14 protein-coding genes and 1 pseudogene are annotated in these 23427 nt (G+C 44.0%); 8 read left to right on the plus strand and 7 right to left on the minus strand.

The features are described from left to right. Nucleotides 1-22 precede the first annotated feature (22 nt). The 6 genes from ACOJUN_RS15700 to ACOJUN_RS15725 all read left to right on the plus strand — a co-directional run bounded on the left by ACOJUN_RS15700 (nucleotide 23) and on the right by ACOJUN_RS15725 (nucleotide 14712). Entirely contained in the window at nucleotides 23-2275 is a 2253-nt protein-coding gene (locus tag ACOJUN_RS15700) for a hypothetical protein (protein ID WP_422132880.1), read from the plus strand. 204 nt (nucleotides 2276-2479) lie between these two features. Next, a complete protein-coding gene (locus ACOJUN_RS15705) occupies nucleotides 2480-3628 on the plus strand; it encodes a hypothetical protein (protein WP_422132881.1) in 1149 nt (382 codons plus the stop codon). 209 nt (nucleotides 3629-3837) lie between these two features. Beyond that, nucleotides 3838-7197: a hypothetical protein gene (locus tag ACOJUN_RS15710; protein WP_422132882.1), complete on the plus strand. Its 3360-nt coding sequence runs from the start codon at nucleotides 3838-3840 to the stop codon at nucleotides 7195-7197. Between the two features lie 196 nt (nucleotides 7198-7393). Continuing rightward, nucleotides 7394-10639: a hypothetical protein gene (locus ACOJUN_RS15715; RefSeq protein ID WP_422132883.1), complete on the plus strand. Its 3246-nt coding sequence runs from the start codon at nucleotides 7394-7396 to the stop codon at nucleotides 10637-10639. Between the two features lie 241 nt (nucleotides 10640-10880). Beyond that, a complete protein-coding gene (locus ACOJUN_RS15720) occupies nucleotides 10881-11342 on the plus strand; it encodes a DUF29 domain-containing protein (RefSeq protein ID WP_422132884.1) in 462 nt (153 codons plus the stop codon). A gap of 115 nt (nucleotides 11343-11457) precedes the next feature. After that, on the plus strand, nucleotides 11458-14712 hold the full coding sequence (locus ACOJUN_RS15725) for a hypothetical protein (protein WP_422132885.1): 3255 nt from the start codon (nucleotides 11458-11460) through the stop codon (nucleotides 14710-14712). 25 nt (nucleotides 14713-14737) lie between these two features. On the opposite strand, the gene ACOJUN_RS15730 is transcribed toward ACOJUN_RS15725, so the two are convergent. From ACOJUN_RS15730 to ACOJUN_RS15740, 3 genes are all read right to left on the minus strand, one after another. After that, on the minus strand, nucleotides 14738-15118 hold the full coding sequence (locus tag ACOJUN_RS15730; RefSeq protein ID WP_422132886.1) for a thiol-disulfide oxidoreductase DCC family protein: 381 nt from the start codon (nucleotides 15116-15118) through the stop codon (nucleotides 14738-14740). Further along, nucleotides 15096-16697: a serine/threonine-protein kinase gene (locus ACOJUN_RS15735; RefSeq protein WP_422132887.1), complete on the minus strand. Its 1602-nt coding sequence runs from the start codon at nucleotides 16695-16697 to the stop codon at nucleotides 15096-15098. Before ACOJUN_RS15735 ends, ACOJUN_RS15730 begins: the two co-directional genes overlap by 23 nt. 128 nt (nucleotides 16698-16825) lie before the next feature. Further along, on the minus strand, nucleotides 16826-18448 hold the full coding sequence (locus tag ACOJUN_RS15740; RefSeq protein ID WP_422132888.1) for a serine/threonine-protein kinase: 1623 nt from the start codon (nucleotides 18446-18448) through the stop codon (nucleotides 16826-16828). 137 nt (nucleotides 18449-18585) lie between these two features. Between ACOJUN_RS15740 and ACOJUN_RS15745 the strand changes: the two genes are divergently transcribed. Together ACOJUN_RS15745 and ACOJUN_RS15750 are read left to right on the plus strand one after the other, a co-directional pair. After that, the gene (locus ACOJUN_RS15745; RefSeq protein WP_422132889.1) at nucleotides 18586-19572 is read left to right on the plus strand and encodes a transposase; all 987 of its coding nucleotides are present in this window, start codon (nucleotides 18586-18588) and stop codon (nucleotides 19570-19572) included. 381 nt (nucleotides 19573-19953) lie between these two features. Then, a complete protein-coding gene (locus tag ACOJUN_RS15750; RefSeq protein ID WP_422132890.1) occupies nucleotides 19954-20124 on the plus strand; it encodes a hypothetical protein in 171 nt (56 codons plus the stop codon). 207 nt (nucleotides 20125-20331) lie between these two features. Here ACOJUN_RS15750 and ACOJUN_RS15755 read toward each other — a convergent pair whose 3' ends face one another. The 4 genes and pseudogenes from ACOJUN_RS15755 to sodB form a co-directional block, all read right to left on the minus strand. Further along, nucleotides 20332-20769: a type II toxin-antitoxin system VapC family toxin gene (locus ACOJUN_RS15755; RefSeq protein WP_422132891.1), complete on the minus strand. Its 438-nt coding sequence runs from the start codon at nucleotides 20767-20769 to the stop codon at nucleotides 20332-20334. After that, the gene (locus ACOJUN_RS15760) at nucleotides 20766-20990 is read right to left on the minus strand and encodes a FitA-like ribbon-helix-helix domain-containing protein (protein WP_422132892.1); all 225 of its coding nucleotides are present in this window, start codon (nucleotides 20988-20990) and stop codon (nucleotides 20766-20768) included. Before ACOJUN_RS15760 ends, ACOJUN_RS15755 begins: the two co-directional genes overlap by 4 nt. Before the next feature lie 204 nt (nucleotides 20991-21194). Further along, a pseudogene (locus tag ACOJUN_RS15765) lies at nucleotides 21195-22363 on the minus strand (IS3 family transposase). Between the two features lie 223 nt (nucleotides 22364-22586). Then, nucleotides 22587-23168: a superoxide dismutase [Fe] gene (gene sodB, locus ACOJUN_RS15770; protein WP_422132893.1), complete on the minus strand. Its 582-nt coding sequence runs from the start codon at nucleotides 23166-23168 to the stop codon at nucleotides 22587-22589. Nucleotides 23169-23427: the final 259 nt, after the last annotated feature.

A 23427-nucleotide genomic window follows, 5' to 3' on the forward strand; every position in this document is an offset into this window, starting at 1 on the left:
ATCCAGGGTTATTTAGATTATTTTGTGCCGTCCTGGCCCGGGCTGGGGTCTTTTTCCGACTCTGTGTTTTTTTGGAACTTCTGACAGAGCTAAAGCCGATGTTCCAGAAAATGCTAGAGAAAATCAGGGCAATATCTCCGGCAGAGTCGTCAGACCTGTCAGCGATGGAACGTTGGGCTTCAATCGAGAAGATTTCGAATCAGAACCCACAAAAGATCAAAAAGAGACCGGAATGTCCTCCAGAGTGGTTGTTTTAGATATAGATACCTGTGAAGCCAGTGTACGCAAAACAAAGCTGAACTTTAACGATGCTGTAGATATTGGTCTTTCGATAAAGTCCGAAGCATCAACACCCGGAACTTTAAAAAAGCTTAAAGCGAGCCCGGGCACGAGCAATGCTATCTTTACGGAAGAACAAGTCGAGCTGATTCAAAAGCTTATTGATGGTCGAGGCCATGAACTCACAGAAGGTCAATTCACTAAAATTATCAGCTTTATAAGACGACAAGACCTTAGCCGATTTTTGCCTCGAGCTTATCATCAATCGCCAATTCTTATGAAAGAGTTTGTAAGACATGGTATTTTTGCGATTCAAGAACTACCAAAAAATAAGCTAACCAAGGGTATACTATTGGCCCAGCCTATGTATATACCTTTCCGATGTGGCCTCGATGATCTAACCGATGAATTGAAATGTGATATTAATTTTCTTATTGAGTATTCGAATCTGTATGGTATTCCCCAAGATACACCATTCAGTCTGGCCGTTTTTATTTATAGCCACTTGAATACCACAGCGAAAATGAAATCGCTGGAAAATCTTCCAGTCAGTTTCAAAGATGATGATTTTTATGATGAACTTATTCGCTCAGGAATGATAAGGCTTAAAGACCTTCCAGAATATATTAAAAGTAAAAACGAAGCTTATTGTCTGTCACAACTATCAAAGGGTTTGTGTGATTTGCCAGAGGTTCCGGCTCAGTTTTTGACAAAAGAAGTTATTTTGGATTCGCTCAGTAGCTGTAATTGGTATCATAATTTTGAGAGTATTTACTACCAGAAATGCAACCTGTTCACCAAGGATTCTGTCTTTTTTGAAGAAATCATGCTCAAGGTGGTAACTGCTGAATTGGAAACAAATAATCTTGTCGATGATGCCTATCGAAGGTCCCTGTTCAGGGTATATTCTCTTGCTTCGAAACTGTATGAAAATGACAAAAAAAAATTTGGTCTTTTATTAAAAAAACTGGTGAAAGTTAATCCTTTTGTATTGAATTCTATTGGGGGTTTTAAGGGTGAGCAGTTTCAGGAGTTAATCGATATAGCAAAGTATTCATTATTGGACATATTAAGTAGTAGGCCTGAAGTAAGCCAAGGTTTTAGTATTTTGGCTCTTTATGGTTTCTTTGAAATAGTTAATGCAGACAGCGCTTTTAAAACCCATGTTTTGAATGTTGTTTATCCTTATTTTCCTGATCATGGGATCGAGTATCTTCCAGATGAAATTCAGAATGAGCTGGATCGAATAGTGCTCAAATCTGAAGCCTTTGATATGGGATGTCATCACATTCTGAACAGAAAGTTATTGCCCGCTGACCCTCGCACTGTAATTGACTATATTGAACGGAATCGGGAATTTTTGAGGCTTTTTAACAATAAAGAATATTTGGAGAAGTCTTGCAATGATCCAATAGTCCGGAAAAGGCTCATTCCAATACTTGCAGAAAGGTTAGTTACTAATAAAGAAGATGTATTGTATGTTTGGCAATTTTGTCTCCCCCGACAATTATTGGATGATACTCTGGATTTTCTCAAAGACCCGGCACTTTTCTCGAAACTGGATGCTTCTGACAAATTGTCAGAACCCGTTAATCCTCTTAACTTTCAGCTGCGCAATACTTCGGCACTCGAATTAATAGACGATTCCAAATACCGTTCATGGTTGACTCGCACAGCTCAGGAGATCCTTTACTGGACTGCCTTGCAACCCTGTGAGGTGACGGACCCTTGTGCCTCTCCCCTCTCTGGTGAGTGTTACTCGGAACACTTAAAGCAGAAGGGCTGTCTTGATGAAACATTGTACCCGAAACCTCTGCATCCCCTGGAAATACAGAAAAAATTTCCCAGAGACTTCTGCAGAGCGAATGGTCAGCTCAACCTTGGAGCCATTAACGCTGTTTTTCCACTGGTCGCTCTGACCAGGGGGCTTACGCGGTTGGTCAGCAATATTTTTGCCTACGCAGGTCAATACGCTGAAGATGAAAGTATGGAATGACCTGGATATCCACAGTTCATCCTGTACCTCAGGCTATTCACATTGTTTTTTGCGACACTGGCCCGGCCAGAGGTCTTTTTTCAGCTCTATGATCTTTCTTTTTTTGGAACTTTTGTTAAATAAACGGGTCTAGAATACGTATGCATTCTTTAGATGGGCTCTCCCTCGACAAGATTAAAGACAATTAAAGTAAGGAATAAAACAATGGATCGATTACTACAACCCTCATTTGATTATGGGGTAACTCCCTCTGCTTCTACTGTTGGAACAGATGATAAAGTAGAAAATGCTCCAGCGAATCAGGGCAAACTCTCCGGCAGAACCGTCAGCCCTGTCAGCAGTGAGCCAGTGGGAGCCAATTGCCCCGATTTGACAGCAGATCACATAACCGGACCAAAAGATCAAAAAGAGATCGGAATTTCCTCCAGAGTCGTAGCTTTGACTGTAGACACTGTCGCTACAAACAAACCAGAATTTGATCCTGCCAGGCCTACAGAACCCGCACACCCTAAATTCGTTGCACCTTTGCAGCCAGTGGATGAAACATTGATGCCAGTAACCCGGCTTCCTGTTTCCCGGGAGCATCCGGAGCAATCGCCGGATGAGCATCAAATGACTGCGCCAGTACCCGGTGTTGTAAAAACAGGTGCTGAAAAATCACCGGCAAAGTTTCAGGAAAATGACATAATACTGCTCTACCCACAAAATTCTGTCAGCCCCTCCGGTTTTGATTTGCATGTCAATCCGGGAAAACTTAAAGATGCTCTTACATCGCATGTCCATAATAGATTGGTTTTTCTTTATGATCATAACCGTAGAGACGATTGGCCTGCCAAGGATGAAGTGAAGTCACTGGCAGATTCAATATTAACGAGGTTGCCGACAGCGTTATATGAGTTTCTGAATAAAGACTGGTCTGGTAGAGACAGTTTTGCCCCCGAGGAGTATCAAGCTTTGGTGAAGTTCCACGGTGCATTTATTTTTTTTGGTAAATACGATTATTTGAAAGGGGTTTTTTATGAAGAAAAAGGTACGGAATACCCGACGTTCAATCCGGACGAAAAGTACAGTGAATTAAAAAAACTCTTGCTCAAGGACTGCCTACCTCTGCGTAATGGCTGGAGTGAGGACGAACGGGTGATTATTGAAGAGTGGTTGAACATCGAACTGACAAATTGCCAAGACTATCCTGACTGGGAGGAAATCGTTACCTATATAGATTATTGTCATTATGGCCCGTTAAAAGCCGATTGTGTTTCTGTTTGCAATGACCCATGTTACTGCGTGCTTGAAAATCGGGCTGCATATAATCGCATTAAAAATCTTGAGAGCCAATTGGAAGAATTGCAATAACACAACCACTCTTTCAGGCGGATTAATATTTGAATTTTATATGCTTTTATATGGCACAGGCTTGGTCAGTGGCTCTTTTTTCAACTACTGCGATTCTTATTTATTGCAACCGCAGTAGGACAGTCTTAAGTCCGACAGGCTGCTAGGCATTCTTTGGGAAGTCTCATCCTCGTCAAGATTAAGGACAATTAAAGGCAGGGAAAAAAACGATGGAACGATTATTTCAACTCCCACATAATGAAGGACCAGCTACTTCTACTTACATTGCTGCAGCCGATGTTCCGAAAAAGAATAAAGCAAATGATGGCAATGCTTTCGGCAGAAGCGTCAGCCCTGTCAGCGTTGAGCTGGTGGGAATCAAACACGCAGATTTCACGGCAGTAACAGGACAAAAAGATCAAAAAGAGATCGGAATTTATTCCAGAGCCGTTGCTTTAGATGGAGATAACCGTGAAGCCACTAAACGCACATCAAAAATGGACTTTACCGATGCCAGAGATATAAAGTCCGAAGCACAATTACCCGGACCTTCAGAAAAGCCTAAAGTCATTCAGGATGCAAACACTGCTCTCATAAGCGACCAACAAATCAAGCTGATTAAAAGTCTCATGAATGGTGAAGAAGGTAGATTTACAGTCGATGAATTTATAGCTGTTATCGACTTTCTTGATTTTTGTCCTGAAAAAAAATTACCTGAAGATTATTACAAATCACCCACTCTTTTGTCAGGGATAATAAGAAGTCATCTTTGGGATGTTTTCAAACTGGACAGAAGTGATAAAATGAGGGAAGTATTACAATCAACACCCGAAAGGAAAAAACAGATATTATTGACTGATGTCAGGAAAACGGGGTTAAGGTTTCGCTACATAAGCCTTCCTGAAGAACTAAAAAACGATATGGACTTTCTGACTGAATACTCAAGTTTGCAGGGTATTCCTCCTGATACACCGCCGAAACTGGCTGTGTCGATCTATGAGCACCTGGACATAGGAGCTAAAATAAATTCTATCAATGTTCTGCCGCCCAGTTTTACAGATGAAGGCTTTTATGATGAGCTTATCCGTTCAGGAAGAATCGAACTTAAATATCTGCCATTCTACATCAGAGACAAAAACAAAGAGTACTGCCTTTTGCAATTATCAAAAGGTCTCTGCAGGTTATCAGAGGTTCCGGATCAGTTTATAACAAAGAAGGCTATTTTGGATTCGATCAATAGTGACAGTTTGCATGTTGATTTTATCAATATTTTTAAAGATGACACCAGGTATAAGATGCTGAGCAATGATTCTGACTTCTTTGAAGAAGTCGTTCTCAAGTTTGCTTTAACAGCGTTGGAAAGAGAAATGAAATTCGAAGATTCAAGAGCCTATCCATTGTCTTCTGTTTATCAATGTTGTACAGATAGGTTCAGGGATGACAGGGGGAAACTTGCTTTATTGTTAAGAAAACTGGTAAAGGCTAATCCTTTTTTTGTTATAAACGTTGAAAGTCAGGATGACAGGTTGCTAGAGGGATTGATTAAAATAGGAAAAGAATCACTGTTAGAGATGTTAAGCATTAGACCTGTAATAAGTCAGGATTTTGATACGGAAGTTCTATCTTTGTTCTTTAAGAAAGTTAAAGCAGACGATAATTTTAAAAGCGATGTTATGAATATTGTTTTTCCGTATTTTCCTGAAGATTATTCCCGTAGTTTTCCGGAAGATATATTACTAAAGCAAGATGCTATGGTTCTGGCTTCTGAACCTTTTGATGCTGGAAAAACGCATATTTTAGATAGACGTATAAAACCTGATAAAGCCGAACTCATAATAGATTACATTGAGTATTATCAATCTTTTTTACGTCGTTTTAATAGCAAAAAATATTTGGAGAAGTGTTGTACGGATGCAACAATCCGGCAAAAACTTATTCATGTTCTGGCTAACAGAATCATTGCAGACAAGCAGCTGTTCATGTCGGAGTGGAGAGGTTGTGTACCCCGAAAATTAATTGACGATACTCTGGCTTATCTCAATAATCCTGCCCTTTTCTCAGAACTGGATGTCTCAGGCACATTAACAGAGCCGGTGAATCCACTCAAATTTCAACAACCCAATACGTCGGCATTTAAGCTGCTGGTGTCTCTCCACGCATATAGCTTTGAGTTTGACGAAAAAGACGCCAGTCGTCAGTTGCAATCAGAATTTGACCGTGCAGATCGCACTTATTTTGAACCGGTTTATTGCAGTCTGCATCCATTGTATTTTCCGATGAAAAGGCTTGGGCTGTGGGTTGATAGTATTGAACATCCATTATCACTATTTGAAGGCGAGGGAGCCATCGTGGGTGGTCGTACACTGGCAGTAGAGAATGGTGAGGACGTTGATTACTATAAATTCCAGAGACTTGGAGAGTCCGTAGCCACCCTGGCACAAGAAGGTATTATGCATCAATTTATTGCCAGGGTGACCAATAACCGCTTTAAAAGCCAGCTACCCCGTTTTGGTCAGTACCTTATCGTAATGGAAAAGGATCTCCCCAAGAGTATTCGAGGTTTCAGTGACCGTTTACAGGTGATCAATATTAATGGGAGAAGAGCCTTCCGGGTCTACCACTTCAAAGCGACAAAAAACTACGCTAAATACGCTCATACTCCCGATACAACCAGCAGCCCATACGCAAACGCCGAGCGAGGCCTGTTTGCCGCCATTCACGACATTGGCGTACTTAATGGCAAGTTCGGCGTTATGCCTACTTCAACGATCCCGGCATTTCATGATACCGGACGACGTTGGGTGTTCCTTACTCCATTGTTGGGTAACTCCATTTGTTTTGCCTTGCCATTACCCGGAACCTTTGGAGGCTGGGTTAAAGCCATTGAACGCCCTGACTTTGGTTGGGATGGTTTACGGGACTGGGGCGATGTTGAGTTTTTTGGCTCCATGAGCAGCGGCCTCTCTGCCAGAGACTCAAAAACTTCGGGATATACTCCCGAGGTTCTGCAGCGGTTAAGTTTTGTCAATTCCCTCTGTGAAAACCTGCTGGCAGCCGTGTTGTTAAGAGCACGCCTGCGCCGCGATTCGCCGGATTATCATTATCAAAATCAACTGGCAGTGGAAGAGACAGAAAACTTTATTGAGCAACTACTGGACGAATACCTGTCAGGCTTGTTGGCAAAAGAAAAAGAGTGTCCGCCCAAGCCAAGACTGCAAGAATTTATTGGTCTTGACAATAACACATACCGTTCATGGCTGAAGCGGACAGCCGAGGAAATCCTGTACTGGACGGCAAAGCAGCCCAGTGAGGCCAAAGACCGTAGTCCACTTGATCCTTCTGTCGAGTGTTTCTCAAAACATATAAAGGCTACTGGAAATCTGGATGCCACATTGTACCCAGAAGGTTTGCGTCCCTTCGATAAGCATTTAAAATTCCCCAAAGACTTCCATAATGTGAATGACGAACTCAACCTGGGAGCCAATAACGCCGTCTTTCCTCTGGTCAGTCTGGTCAAGGGGCTTACGTTGTTAGTCGGCAATATTTTTGCGTTCGCCAATCAGTACACTGAAGATGAAAATAGGGAATGACATGGGTATTCCCCCGCTGACTCCGATATCTCAGGCTATTTAGAGGTTTGGCACTGGCTGAGCCAGCGGCCTTTTCTTCAATTCTGCGATCATTCTTTTTTGGAACTTTCGTCTAATTTAAGAGTCAAAATATATAAGTACTCCTTGATCGGGCTGAATTCCGTCAAGATTAAGGACAATCAGAGAAAGGATAAAAATGATGGATCAATTAAATCAACCCTCATGTAATTCAAGGCTAAACCCTTCTACCTGCATTGCTACAGCTGATGATAAAAAAAATGCAGCCAGGGTCTTCGGCAGATCCGTCAGCCTTGCCGGTGATGATCTATTTGGTGTCAATCCCACAGATTTCAGGCCAGATCCCATTACAAGAAAAAAACGAAAAGACGTGGGGATTGCCTCCAGAGTCGCTGCTTTAGAGATAGATAGTCTTGTAGCCGCTAAAAAAAAACCAAAATTTAAAAAGTTTAAAGCTATTCCGGGGACATCTACTGCTATCATCAGCGACAAACAATTCCAGCTGATACAAAGACTCCTGGATGAAGAAAAAGGTAGATTCACAATAGAAGAGTTTATAGAGGTTATCGACTTTCTTGATTATTACGCTGAAGAAAAATTGCCTGAAGATTTTTTCAAATCACCCACCCTTGTGTCAGGGATTATAAGAAATCAGCTTTGGAAGCGTTTCGCAATGGAGGGGAGTGATGAATTTTGGGAGGTATTAGCATCAACACCTGAAAGGGAAAAAGAGTTGTGTTTGACCCGTATCAGGAAAGAAGGCATCAGGCCTGACTACAGCAGCTTTCCTGAAGAATTAAAAAAGGATATAGATTTTCTGACTGAATGCTCAAGTTTTCACGGTATTCCCTGTTTTACACCGCCGCAACTGGCTGTGCAGATTTATGAGCGACTGGATATCGCAGCCAAAATAAAGTCTATAAATATTCTGCCTGAAAGCTTTAAAGATGATGATTTTTATGATGAGCTTATCCGTTCAGGAAGAATAGAGATAAGTAAGCTGCCATTCAAAATCCGGGACAAAAACAGAGAGTACTGCCTTTTGCAGTTATCAAAAGGTCTGTGCCGGTTATCACAGGTTCCGGCTCAGTTTATAACAAAAAAGGTTGTTCTGGATTCGCTTAATAGTGACAGTTTGCATGCTGATTTTATCAATATCCTCAGAAGTGATAGTGAATTTGAGACGCTGAAGAATGATCCTGACTTCTTTGAAGAATTCCTGCTAAAAATGACTTCATCGGTGTTGGAAGCAAGATATAATTTCTACACTGCACAAATCAATACCTTGTCCAAGGTTTATCAATGTTGTATTGAAAAATACAGTGATGATAGAGAAAAACTTGCTTTGTTGCTGAAAAGATTGATAAGAACTAATCCTTTTTTTATTTTACTTGTTAAAGATGTCGGTGATCAGCTGTTTCAGGAGTTGATTGAGGAAGCAAAAGAATCATTGTTGGAAATATTGGATAGTATGCCTGAAGTAAGTCACCTTTTTTTTATGCCTATGATTACTCGTTTCTTCAATAAAGTTAATGCAAGTAATGATTTTAAAAACCAAGTTATAAATGTTGTTTATCCGTATTTTCCTGTCACTTGCTCAGAACCTTTTTCAGAAGACATAAAGCGTAAGCAAGACGCTCTGGTTCTGGGTTCTGAGCCCTTTAAAGCTGGAGCGATTCACATTATCTCCAGAAAATTACGGCCCGCCAAAGCCGACATCATAATAGACTACATTGAATCCTATCCACTTTTTTTGAGCCACTTCAATGACAAAGGATATTTTGAGGAGCGTTGCGCCGACCCGGCAATCCGGCAAAGGCTTATTCATGTCCTGGCTAACAAGGTCATTGCCAACAAGCAGCAGTTAGTGACGGAGTGGCCACGTTATCTCCCCCGGCATTTGATTGATGGTACTCTGGCTTATCTCAATAATCCTGCCCTTTTATCCGAACTGGATGTCTCCAGAGCATTAACAAAACCGGTGAATCCTCTCAAACTCCAACAACCCAACACTTTGGCACTCAGGCAGGTGGCGTCTCTTAAGGGAAATAGCCTTCAGATTGCCGATAAAGACGCAAGTTGTCAGTTGCAATCAGAATTTGACCGTGCGGATCACACAAACTTTAAACTGGTTTATCCTGGTCAACATCAACATTCATTGTCGCTATTTGAAAGAGAGGGAACCATCGTCGGTGGCCGTACATTGGCAGTACAGAATGGTGAGCAAGTTGATTTCTATAAATTCCAGCGAATTGGAGAGTCCGAAGCCACTCTGGCACAGGAAGGCATTATGCATCAATTTATTGCCAAAAGTGGCCGCTTTAAAAGCCAGAAACCCCGTTTTGGAGAGTACATCATGGTACTGGAAAAGGATCTTCCCGAAAGTATCCCGGGTTTCACTGATCGTTTACAAGTGAGCGAAATTAATGGTGAAAGAGCCTTCCGGGTCTACCATTTCAAAGCGACAGAAAATTACGCTAAATACGCCCATACTCCGGATGCAACCGACAACCCTTACGCGATCGCCGAGCGAGGCTTGTTGAATGGCATTCACGACATTGGCGTACTTAATGGCAGCGTTGGCGTTATGCCCACGTCAACGATCCCGGCGTTTCATGCTACCGGCCGTCGTTGGGTGTTCCTTAGCGCATTGTTGGGTAACTCTGATTTTTATGCTTGGCCATTACCGGGAACCTTTGGGGGCTGGGTTAAAGCCATTGAACGCCCTGATTTTGGTTGGGATGGTTTGCGGGATTGGGGCGATGTTGAGTTTTATGGCTCTATGAAAAGCGGCCTCACTGCCAGAGACTCAAAAACGTCGGGTTATACTCCCGAGCTTCTTCAGCGATTAAGTTTTGTCAACTCCCTCTGCGAAAACCTGCTGGCAGCAGTGTTGTTAAGAGCTCGCCTGCGCCGGGACTCTTCGGATTATCACTATCAAAATCAACAGGCAGTGGAAGAGACAGAAAACTTTATTGAGCAACTACTGGATGAATACCTGTCTGGCCTGTTGGCAAAAGAAAAAGAATCGCCGCCCAGACCAAGACTGCAAGAATTGATGGGGCTTGACGATACCACATACCGCTCCTGGCTGAAGCGAACAGCCGAGGAAATTTTGTACTGGACAGCCAAACAACCCTATGAGGCGAAAGGTGACAGTGCACTTGATCCTTCTATTGAGTGTTTCTCAAAACATATAAAGGAAACAGGAAACCTGGATGCCACATTGTACCCGGAAGGTTTGCAAACCTTCGACATGCATAAAAAATTCCCCAAAGACTTCCATAATGTCAATGATGAGCTCAATCTGGGAGCCAATAACGCCGTCTTTCCCCTGGTCGCCCTGGTCAAGGGGCTTACGTTGTTAGCTGGCAATATTTTTGCGTACGCAGGCCAATACACCGAGGAAGAAAATAAGGAATGAGGTTCGTATTCCCCCAGCGCAGCCAGTATTTAAGACTATTTACATTGTTTGGTGTGGCACTGGCTTGGCCATTGGCCTTTTTTGCAGCTCTACGATCCTTCTTTATTGCCTCTGCACAGGCTCTTTTTTGGTGAGTGAAGGCATGTTTTATAATTGTCAAGAGGTCACGGATTGTAACGGTTCACTGGTAATGGTCATTGTTCATTGGTACATACTGCATTGTTTCACAAGGGGTTTAACAATGAGTGATTTATACGATACCGACTTCTACAGTTGGTCTTTTCATCAAGCCGAGCTGATTAGGCAAGGTCGTTATAGCGAGCTGGATTTGGACAACCTGATCGAGGAAGTTGAGGACATGGGCAAAGCTCGTTATCGTACAGTAAAAAGTTGTCTAAAAGGGCTTTTTTTACATGCGCTTAAATGGCAGATGCAGTCTAAAAAAGATGATATGCACGACTTTAAAGAATGGCACACAAGCTGGTTGATCAGTATTGGAAAACAGAGGGACGCTGTACAAGAAGAATTGGAAGAAAACCCTTCTCTCAACAATAAATTGGACGAGATTTTACCAAAAGCTTATCAATCAGCTCGAAATCAAGTAGCTAGAGAAATGATGTGTAAACCCAGTGATTTCCCCAGGGAATGCCCATGGACATATGAGGAAGTGATGACTGAAGGTTGGCTGCCGGATGTTGAGTAAAAGCCCGTCCCCACCCGATTTTGGAACTTTTCTTTATTTCATGGGTCAAAATTTTTAATCATTTTTTGGCTTGACCCTCGTCAAGATTAAGGACAGTTAAAGGCAGAAATAAACAATGGATCGATTATCTCAACAATCATTTAATCCCTCTACCTGCGGTGCAACAGCGGATATTAAAGAGACAGCGAATCATGGCAAGGTCTCCGGCAGAACCTTCAGCTCTGTTAGCGGTGAGCCATTTGGAGTCAATCGCACAGTTTTCATACCAGATCCCGCAACAGGGCAACAAGATCAGAAAGAGATCGGAATTTCCTCCAGAGCTGTTGCTTTAGAGGTAGATACTCGTGAAGCCACTATAAGCAAACGAAAACTGGACTTTACTGATGACAGAGTTGTGAAGCCCGAAGCATTATCACCCAGACCTTTAAGAAAGCTTAAAGCCATTCAGAGTGCGAATAGTGCGATCATCAGCGACAGACAAGTCGAGCTTATTCAAGGACTCATTGATGGTAGAAGCGATCGGCTCACAAAAGATGAGTTTATCGATGTTGCCGACTTTCTTCCTTATGCGCCTGAAAAATATTTGCCTGAAGATTATTTCAAATCGGAAACCCTTCTTGAAGAGATAGTAAGGAACCGTCTTTGGTGTGCTTTTTCAATGACGGAAGGTGATAAAATCAGAGATGTATTGTTATCAACAGCTGATCGAACAAAAAAAATATTTTTAAATGATATCAGGAACCTGGCCCTAACCGCTCACTACAAAGACTTTTCTGAAGAATTAAAATCTGATATTGATTTTTTGATAGAGTACTCAAACGTGAATGGTCTTCCGAAGGGAACACCACCGAAACAGGCACAACTGATTTATGGTTATCTGGACATCGCAGCAAAAATAAGATCTCTGAGCGTTCTTCCACACAGCTTTAAAGATGATGAATTGTATGATGAGCTTATCAATTCAGGAAGGATAGAACTTAAAGATCTGCCACAACACATTATTAACAGAAAAAAAGACTACTGCCTTTTACAATTATCGAAGGGACGGTGTCAATTATCAGAGGTTCCGGATCGGTTCATAACAAAAAAGTCGATTTTGGACTCCCTTGACGGTGAAAATTTGTGTGATAATTTTAGCGAAATTTTCAACGGCAATCATGAATATAAGGTGCTGATAAATGATGATGATTTCTTTGAAGAAGTCCTTTTCAAAACTGCTTCAGCCATTCTGGGTAACAGAGATTTCGCTCGTTCGTATACCACGCCCTTACCTGATATTTATCATCTTTGTATAGAAAGATATAAGACTGATCGAGATAAACTTGCTTTGTTGTTAAATAAGCTGGTAATTGCCAATCCTTTTATTGTTGTATCAATTAAAAATACAGATGATAGGTTGCTTCAGGGATTAATCGAAAAAGCAAAATGGTCTTTATTGAAAATATTAATCAACAGACCTGAGAAAAGTGAAAATTTTTCCCTTAGTCTTCTTGATGAGTTTTTTGAAAAAATTAATGCAGATGATGATTATAAAAACCAGGTGATGGGTACTGTCTGTCAGTATTTCCCTATAAAATATTTCGATTCGTTTTCCGATGAATTACTGACGAAACAAGACGATATCGTTTTAAACTCTGAACCCTTTTGGTCTGGAGCGACTCATATTATTAAGAGAGGTTTACGGCCCGACAAAGGCGACCTTATAGTAAGCTACATTGAACTCCATCTGGATTTTTTGCATAAGTTTAATGATGCAGGGTATCTGGAGCAGTGTTGCAATGACCCGGCACTCCAGCAAAGGCTTGTTCATGTTCTGGCTGCCAGGATCCTTGCTAACAAACCGCTGTTGTTGAGGTTCTGGAAGGATCGCTTACCCAGAAAGTTACTGGATGATACTCTGGCTTATCTCAATGATCCTGGGCTTTTCTCCAGACTGGACTCCTCTGTTGCATTAACAGAGCCGGTTAACCCGCTCAAATTTCAACAGCCAAATACTGTGGCATTCAAGTTGCTGGCGTCTCTCCACGCATATAGTTTTGAGTTTGCGAATAAAGACGCCAGTCGTCAGTTACAGTCAGAATTTGCTCGTGCTGGTGAAACAGAATTTCCATCGGTTTATCCTGGTCAGCACCGGCTGTCACTGTTTGAAAAAGAAGGAACCATTGTTGGTGGCCGTACACTGGCAATAACCAACGGTGAAGAGGTTGATTACTATAAGTTCCAGCGGGTCGGGGAGCCCGTGACTACCCTGGCGCAAGAAGGCGTTATGCATCAACTTATAGCCAAAAGTGACCGCTTCAAAAGCCAGAAACCCCTTTTTGGCCAATACCTTACGGTGCTGGAAAAGGATCTTCCCGAGAGTACCCGAGGTTTCACTGATCGCTTACAAGTGATTAATGTTGATGGTGAAAGAGCTGTCAGGGTCTACTTCTTCAAGGCCACAAAACACTATGGTCAATACGCTCACACTCCTGATCTAACCAATGCCCCCTTCGCGGTCGCCGAGAGAGGTCTATTGAAAGGCATCCATGATATTGGAGTACTTAATGGCAACTTTGGTGTTATGCCCACGTCAACTATCCCGGCGTTTCACGATACCGGACGTCGCTGGGTGTTCCTCACCCCTTTGTTGGGATCCATGCTTTATGCCTTGCCATTACCCGGAACATTTGGAGGTTGGATCAAAGCCATTGAACGCCCTGATTTTGGCTGGGATGGTCTACGGGATTGGGGCGATGTTGAGTTCTATGGCAGCATGAAAAGCGGCCTCACTGCCAGAGACTCAAAAACTTCGGGCTATACGCCAGAAGTTATGCAGCGGTTAAGTTTTGCCAATGCCCTCTGCGAAAACCTGCTGGCAGCCGTGTTGTTGAGATCACGTCTGCGCCGCGACTCGCCGGATTATCATTATCAAAATCAACAGGCAGTGGAAGACACAGAAAACTTTATTGAGCAACTACTGAACGAATACCTGTCAGGCCTGTTAGCAAAAGAAAAAGAGTCGCCGTCCAAGTCAAGACTGCAAGAACTTATGGGGCTAGTCGAAGACACATACCGTTCATGGCTGAATCGAACAGCCCGTGAAATTATTTACTGGACGGCCAGGCAACCTGATGAGGCCACATTTGATCGTTATGTTGAGTGTTTCTCGAAACATATAAAGGAGACTGGAAATCTGGATAGCACACTGTATCCAGAAGGTTTGAGTATCTTCGACATGCAAAAAAAATTCCCCAGAGATTTCCATAATGTCAATGACGAACTCAATCTGGGAGCCAACAACGCTGTCTTTCCTCTGGTCAGTCTGGTCAAGGGACTTACACTGCTTGTCGGCAATATTTTTGCGTTCGCACACCAAGTACACGGATGATGATGTGTAATGAACAAGTGCAAGGCTATTTACATTGTTTTGTGTTGCACTGACCCGGCCAGCGTCCCTCTTTTTTCAGGCGGACTTTGGTCATCCAGTCGTAGGTCCATTTCAGGAACTGTTTCAGACCGGGCAGACTCATGAGCCAACCCAGCCAGGCCCAACCGGGTAGCTGATTGAGCAAGAGAGCGTAGCTGTCAATACTGGTATAAACCTGTCCATCATTGGTCATGGTGTGCAATTCAAGCAGAGCCTTACCGGGATCAACCCCCCAGGTTTCCAGTACTTTTTCCTGACCGGTGATATCAAACCACTCTACTTCACAGCGAAAACGGGCATTTTGCCAGCGTGCGACCTCTTTCGTACAAAGAGGACAGAGACCATCATACAAAACTCTTATTTGCATCGCCTTCATCTCTTTTAAGGACATCAGCAACCCAGTTAAGTGTTCTCAGGGCTTGCTCTTTGTCTATTGTCCGATCAGTAAACCAGGGATGCTGCAAAGCTTTCTCTGGCGTTAATCTCTCCAGGGGCTCCGGGTGCAGCAAACTGTTAATCATGTCAGTCAGCTGACTTTTACTTTTCTTCATCTCTTCTGCAGACTCTATCAGTTTTCCCAGATCGGCTACCGTCTCTCTTTCAGGTGTCGTTAACTTGCCGTAGAGCAGTCGTTTGATGGCCTGGATATCATCCAATGAAAGTGGTCCATCCAGCAGTGCCTGAGCGGTATCACTGTCTCGGGCATTCAATTTTCCATGCAGCATTTTTTTGATTTTTTCTATGTCTCTGGCGTTCAACTCTCCATCCAGCATCTTTGTGATGACACCAATTTCACTACTGGAGGTCAGCAAGCTGTCCAGATTAAATTCTTGCAGCTTCATACGCTCAGACTCAGCTTCCAGATCATCCGCTGTTAATTCAGGACTTACTGGCTTCATTGCCTTTTTGTAACTGCCATCAGGATTGGGCTTCTGATACTCAAGAAATGCCTTGAGCACCTCATAAGCTGCTTCAGATCGTTGGTCGGGGGTATATTTACCCCATGGCTCTGCGCCATTGGTAAAAGAGCGAATATGGAGCTGACCCGGACTGTTCAAAAAACGATACAGATGTTGCCCCTGAGCAAAAGCATCCGTCGCATAACTGGCTCTGACCAACCCATTTTCATACTCGGATTGGTATAGTTCCGGAGAAGCGTAGTCTTCATGACTATAACTGGCTCTGCTGCCTTCTTCTCTGGCACAACCAAAGTCAATCAGTTTCAAGCGGCCGCTTTTAAGATCAATCATGATGTTATTGGGTTTCAGATCATTATGGACAACGCCTTTTTTATGCAGGTGATCAAGCGCCTTGAACTTCTCGTACTCCATAAACGCCAGAACATTGAAAAACGCCGGACTGCTGATCCTGCCATTGCCGTAGAGCTCAATCAGATGCATCATTACGCTATCCTGGGAGGGGCCTTCAATCAACTCCGTCAGGAGCCCCCTGACACCGTCGACTTCGGCCATTCCATAACTTCTGACAATATTTGGGTGCTCTCCCAACTTCTTTAATAACCTGGCTTCCCGTTCTCCCTTGTCACCCAAATGAGTATGTTTTAATGCAAAATGTTCTTTAACGCCTTTACTTTTTTCCTGGATAACACGATGTACCGATGCAAAGCGTCCTCTACCCAATTGCTTCTTAGCCAGGTGGGCCGATTCATTCAATGGTGAGGAATGCGTGAAAACATCATCTTCAGGAAATACTTCGCTATCACTGACGACTCCGGGGCTTGACGGGTAAGAAGAAATCGAAGAAGTGGAGATACCACTGAAATCAGAGCCTGAGCCCGAAGAGTGTTGCTCTAAATTTTTCACCGGCGCTTCGAGCTGAACTTTCTTACTCTGCCATTTCCCCTGCTTCTCCGGTTCCGGCTGCGCCTGCTCAGCGGGGAGCGATGCAGCATTGGCTGGCCCTGACTTCTTTCCTGGAATATCCACAGATTTTTCCCGGTTACTTTATCTATTAATGAGTGCATCGGCAGGAATGAGAGGCAATTAACGGGAGTCTATTATCCGGGACAAGAGATTGAGGGGTTTTAAAGGCGCTCCGAGGTGGGCTCAGACACTCACACAAAACGCTTATCTGCAGCACCTTCATCTCCTCTCAGGGCATCAGCAGCCATTTGAAGTGTTCTTAAAGCCTGCTCTTTGTCTATCGTACGCTCAGTAAACCAGGGGTGCTGCAAAGCTTGCTCTGGTGTCATTCTTTGCTCGGGCAAGGGGTGCAGCAGGTGGTTAATCATATTTATCAGCTGACTTTTACTTCTCTTCATCTCTTCCGCAGAGGCTATCAGGTGTCCGAGATCGGCCACCGTCTCTCTTTCAGGCGTCGTTAACTTGCTATAGAGCAATCGTTTGATTGCCTGGATATCATGAAATAAGAGCGGCCCATCCAGCAGTGTTTGCGCTGTTTCACTGTCTTTGGCGTTTAATTTTCCATGCAGCATTTTTTTGATTCTTTCTACGTCACTGGCGCTCAAATCCCCATCCAGCAACTTTATAATGCTGCTAATTTCATCACTGGAGGTCAGCAGACTATCCAGATTAAATTCTTGCAGCTTCATACGCTTAGACTCAGTCTCCAGATCGTCCTCTGTTAATTCAGGACTTATTGGCTTCATTGCCTGTTTGTAACTGCCATCAAAATTGGGCTTCTGATACTCAAGAAATGCCTTAAGTACCTCAAAAGCCGCTTCAGATCGTTGATTGGGCGTGTACTTGCCCCATGGATCTGCGCCATTGGTAAAGGAATGAATATGGGGTTGATCCGGACTGTTCAAAAAACGGTAGAGATGTTGCCCCTGAGCAAAGGCATCCGTCGCATAGCTGGCTTTAACTTCTTCTTTCTTGATTAACTCCGATCTGTACAATTCCGGAGAAGCGTAGTCTTCATGACTATAACTGGCTTTTTGACCCTCTTCTTTGGCACCACCAAAATCAATCAGTTTCAAGCGGCCGCTTTTAAGATCAATCATGACGTTATTGGGTTTCAGATCGTTGTGGACGACGCCTTTCTTGTGCAGGTGATCAAGTGCCCGGAACTTCTCGTACTCCATAAACGCCAGAACATTGAAAAACGCCTCGCTGCTGAGCCTGCCATTTCCATAAAGCTCAACAAGAAGCATCATCACGCTATCCTGAGAGGGGCCTTCAATCAACTCTGTCAGGAGTCCTCTGACCCCGTCGACTTCGACCAGACCATAACTGCTGACAATATTTGGATGCTCTCCCAACTTCTTTAATATCCTGTCTTCACCTGCTCCCTGGTCACCCAAATGCGTCTGTTTTAATGCAAAATGTTCTTGCTTGCCTCCGCTTTTTTCCTGAATAACCCGGTGTACCGTTGCAAAGCGCCCTCTACCCAACTGTTTTTTTGCCAGATGGGCCGTTTCATTCAAAGGAGAGGGATAAGTAAAAACATCATCTTCAGGAAAGAGTTCAGTTTCACTGAATTCTCCCGGGCTTGGGGGGTGGGAAGAAACCGAAAAGTCAGACAAGTCAGATATTTCAGCAAAAGCTGAGTCTGAGCCTGAGCTTGAAGAGCTGTGCCTCAGATCGTCGACCGGCACATCATTTGACTGAACTTTCTTACCCTGCCAATTACCCTGTTCCTTCTGTTCTGGCTGCGCCTGCTCAGGGACATTAGAGACATTAATGGCAGGCCCTCGCTTCTTTCCTGGAATATCCACGGATTTTTCCCTGGCTACTTTGACTATTAAGGAGTGCATCGGCAGGGAAAAATAATAGGACACCCTTATATTTGACAAACAAGCCAGCTCGTCTAATTTTTCCCTGTTGCTGATATTTAGTTCCGGCAGGAGAGATTATGACCCGTGCACGAAGTTCTCTGATCGACCCAGGCTCCACGCCATATTATCACTGTATAGCTCGATGCGTACGCAGAGCATATTTGTGTGGAGAGGATCATTTAACGGGCAAAAACTACGAGCACCGTCGGCAGTGGATTGTTGACAAGCTCAGGGAAATGGTTTCAATCTTTTCTATAGAGGTCTGCGCCTATGCTGTCATGTCGAATCACTATCATGTGGTTTTGCATATTAATCAAAAACCTGCCAGAGAGTGGACAAGAGACGAAGTTTTGAGTCGATGGACAAGGCTTTTCACAGGGCCGCTTCTGGTTCAGAAGTATCTTGCTGCTGACCGGCTGAGTCATTCGGAACTGGCTCGCGTGGACGAATTTGTTGAAGAGTATCGAAATCGTCTAACGAGTATCAGCTGGTTCATGCGTTGCCTCAACGAATATCTTGCCCGTGAGGCTAACCAGGAAGATGGCTGCAAAGGTCGCTTCTGGGAAGGGCGGTTTAAAAGTCAGGCGTTGTTGGATGAGGCAGCGTTGTTGACCTGCATGGCCTATGTTGACCTGAATCCGCTCCGTGCCGAAATGGCGGAAACTCCAGAAGGATCAGACTACACGTCGATCCAGGAACGAATTGAAAATTTGGCAGGTTCTGATACCCGAAAGCAGCCAGCCACCCTTATGCCTTTTCGATCACAGGGGCAAAATCCGGATAAGGCGTTGCCTTATATTCTTCATGATTATCTTGAGTTGGTTGACTGGAGTGGGCGTACAGTGCGATCTGATAAGAAAGGTTCAAACCCTTCAGATATTCCACCCATTCTGACCCGACTGGAAATTGATTCAAATGAATGGCTCAAAACCATGAGATGGAATAACCGCTTCTATCGTGCAGTGGGCAAGCTGGAAGCCATGAAAACTTTTGCTCGGGAAGTGGGACAGCATTGGGTGAAGGGATTGTTTATCTGTAGTCGTTTATTTCATGGCTTAAGCTGATTGCCCGACTTTTTCGTTGTTATTTGTTGCTCCTGTCATATGGGGCGTCAAGCTATTTCTGACTTTTTCCTTTTTTGAGTGATCCGCTTGTCGTTTGTTATGATAAGCGATGATTTTGAGTGGCTGTCAGGGTTTGATGGGTTGTCAGGCTCCCAGTTTGTGGGCTGTATTTTATATTTGATGTGGATATCTTGTTTTTTCTTTAATTTTTTTCTTTTAATTGGATGTCTTTTTTTTCCTGCTTTAATTGGATGTCCTTTTTTTTCGTTCCCTTTTTTTCCGTTCCTTAATTGGATGCCTTTTTTTCCGGATGTCCTTTTTTTCCTTTCTTTTTTCCCTTTCTTTTTTTCCTCTTACCGCCGTTACTTGAAAGACGCCTAGGTGACTTATCTCAGACATGAGCTTGAGAGCCTTGCCAGTGCATCTGATGAGTTTGTCACAGCGGTTGTGAATGCTGTTGGCTATCAAAACACAGAGGCTGGATATCAGGCTGAGGATCAGTTGGTGCGCATACTCAAAGCCCGCTATCAGGGTTGTTTCAGTGAAGCCTGAGCAGTGGGCTGAAAGCGAAAGAGCTGCAGGATGAGTCTGGTTGTTGGCATGGTGCCAGTGAGGGTGAAAAGCGAAATGGTTTGAACGACCTACCGGTTTTCGAGCAGCTTGCGTTTCCTGCTTCAGCTGCTATCAATTGAGTCACAGGCCTGCAACGGTGCCCATTCTAATATGTAGCGAGTGGCCAGGGTTGCAGGTTCTTTGTATTCAGAGGGTTCGAATATACACATCGGGACTGATGGCTATGTCAGGATATGTTTTCAGCAGCTTTTTATCGTAAGTCACCAGGGGGATACTCTGGCCTTTCGCCACAGCAATGAAAAGGGTGTCATAAGCAGGGTGCTTGTCTTCACAGGCCAGAATCAAGGCCTCCCGCCAGTAATGTTCGGTCGGATGAACACGGCTGAACAGGGTGCTGGCATCCTGAAGCACATCCAGGCCGGTTTGCACGGAAATGCTTTTTTGGGTAATCCACTGCCATAGCACATTGGTCAGCTCGGCCCTGATGGAGTCGGGTACGTGAATAGTTTCTGTACGAGCGATGGTTGTGAGTGAATCTTCTGCAAAGTCCGTTTCGTTAAGAAGGCCATAGGCAAATACCATGGTATCGATGACAGCTGCTTTTATGCCCTTATTTGCCATCATGGACGCCCTTCGTTGCGCCACTCGTCCATTTCTTCATGATGGGTTTCCGGGAGCTGGTTCCAGCGGCTTCTGATACGGTCAATTGTATCCTGCTTCCTGGGGTAGCTGGCTTCCAGCAGTTCCCGCAACTCCTGCTCCATGGAACGATTGGCTGCTTTGGCTTTCAGTTTAAGGCGCTCAACCAGTTCATCAGGTAGATTTCTAATGGTCAGTGTTGCCATAGGGGGCCTCCATTTTGCTAAGTCATTGCGCTACCATTTTATATGCTAGCATATTGAAAGCATGCTGGCGTTAATGGCGTGTAAGCAATATGATCAGCTATTAATTATGTATCAGGCACTCTTGTGATTCAGCGTTATTCATCCCGCCAGCAGCCGCCGGGTCAATCGTTTATCTGTAGTGGTCAAGTAAAAACGGACACCTGATTAAGCTGCTTTTTTCAATTTTTGCTTCTCGAAGTCTACTGGACTCACATAGTCCAGATAGGAATGTAATCTGTTATTGTTGTAGAACAAAATGTAATCAATAACATGTGCCTCTACTTCTGCCCGAGTATCATAAATATAATGATCCGTTCTTTCCCTTTTCAGGCTGTCAAAGAACCGCTCCATCACAGAGTTATCCCAGCAATTACCCTTGCGGCTCATACTACAGACCATCCCATACTCCCTGAGTTGATTCTGATACTCCAGAGACGCGTACTGGCTGCCACGATCTGAATGGTGCATCACACCATCTCCAGGCTTTCTGCCCCAGTAAGCCATTCTCAAAGCTTCCAGGGGCAGCTCTGTCGTCATACGGTTACTCATCGACCAACCGACGACTTTCCGCGAAAACAGATCAACGACAGCCGCCAGATAAACCCAGCCTTCACGAGTCCAGAGGTAGCTGATATCAGCTACGTATACTCTGTCGGGTGCTGAAACTGAAAACTCACGATTCAAAAGGTTTGCCGCCACTGGCAGTTTGTGTTTGCTGTTGGTTGTCACCTTGAATTTTTTGACCACCCGAACCCGCAGGCCAAGCCGTTGCATCAGGGTTTTGGCCTGATAACGCCCTATGCTGTAACCTTTTGAACGCAGGGCTTTCGCCATTCGACGACTTCCATAAGAGTCACCTGATTGAGCAAAAATCTCTCGGGCATCTGCCTCCAGGCGAAACATCTCCGGGTCAATCTGTTGATTTTTTGCCTGTTGTTTATTCCATTAGTAGAAGCTGCTGCGACTAACTTTTAGTGCTTTGCATAGCGTTACGACAGGATAGGCCTTCCTCTCCCGCTGTATGAAGGCGTATCTTACAGCTGGTCTTTCGCAAAGAAGGCCATGGCTTTTTTTAAGATTTCCTGTTCCATTTTCAGCTGTTTGTTTTCAGCTTCAAGCTCTTTGATTCTCTGCTGTTCAGTCGTCAGGGCCTGATGGCCTTTGCCGGGGAAAGCCAGCTCTTTCTTCTCTTCACTGAGTCGAACCCAACGACGGAGGTTAGTCGCACAAATTCCTAGACTTCTGGCGACTGCTGTAGGCGACTGAGCTTGTTCAGTAACCAGTTTTACAGCTTTGAGTTTGAATTCCTGAGAATAATGTTTTCGCGTTGCCATTATGAACCTCGTTACTGGTTGCACTATTGTGCTTAACGAGGTGTCCGGTGTCATTAGACCACTTCATTTATATTCTTTAAAGGCATAAAGAAAAACACCGTCTGACATTTATATGCCAGACAGTGAAGGTCAAAAATTAAGCCTGTTTGCTAACTTAAATGTTAGAATTTCCAACAAATTGTGCTGATTTCCAACTTAATTGTGTATCTATCAAATCAGAATCTTAACCATCGTAATTAGCCGCAGCAAAGTCCCAGTTAACCAGTGCCCAGAAATGTTTCAGATACTCTGGACGCACATTGCGATAGTCGATGTAGTAGGCATGCTCCCACAGGTCGCAGGTCAACAGTGGTTTCTGATTGGTCGTCAAAGGAGTGCCTGCATTGCTGGTGTTTACGATTTCTACAGAACCATCGCTGTTTTTAACCAGCCAGGTCCAGGAAGAGCCAAAGTTGTTAACCGCTTTGTCGTTGAATGCAGCAACGAAATCGTCAAAAGAACCGAAAGCATTATTGATAGCTTCAGCCAGTTCACCGGCAGGAGCACCACCACCATTAGGGCTCAGGCAGTTCCAGTAGAACGTGTGGTTCCAGATTTGAGCAGCGTTGTTGAAGATGCCGCCTTCAGAAGTCTTGATGATTTCTTCCAGGCTCTTGCTCTCCAGCTCGGTACCCGCAACCAGACCGTTCAGTTTGTCAACGTAGGTCTTGTGATGCTTGCCGTAGTGGTAATCCAGAGTTTCTTCAGAAATGTGAGGAGCCAGTGCATCGCGTGCGTAGGGCAGTGCAGGAAGTTCAAAAGCCATGTTGTCGTTCTCCACTTGGGGGGTTGATCTTGTTTGACCTGAATTCGTCTCGCGCGACGATATTAACATCGGTTTGATTACGAATCTATGTGGTGGATAGTTTGGGGGCGCGCGATATCTCTTCAACCCCCGGGTGACAGAAAAAACCTGAAACAGTGTCATGAACCGGATATTTCCAGACTGTGATAGGCAATTCCGCTGATTTTCTCTGTTACAGCGGTGATCATAAAGTCTGTTGCCCTTATTCCAGTCTCTATTT

This window comes from Endozoicomonas sp. ALD040, from assembly GCF_049275945.1.
GTDB lineage: Bacteria > Pseudomonadota > Gammaproteobacteria > Pseudomonadales > Endozoicomonadaceae > Endozoicomonas_A.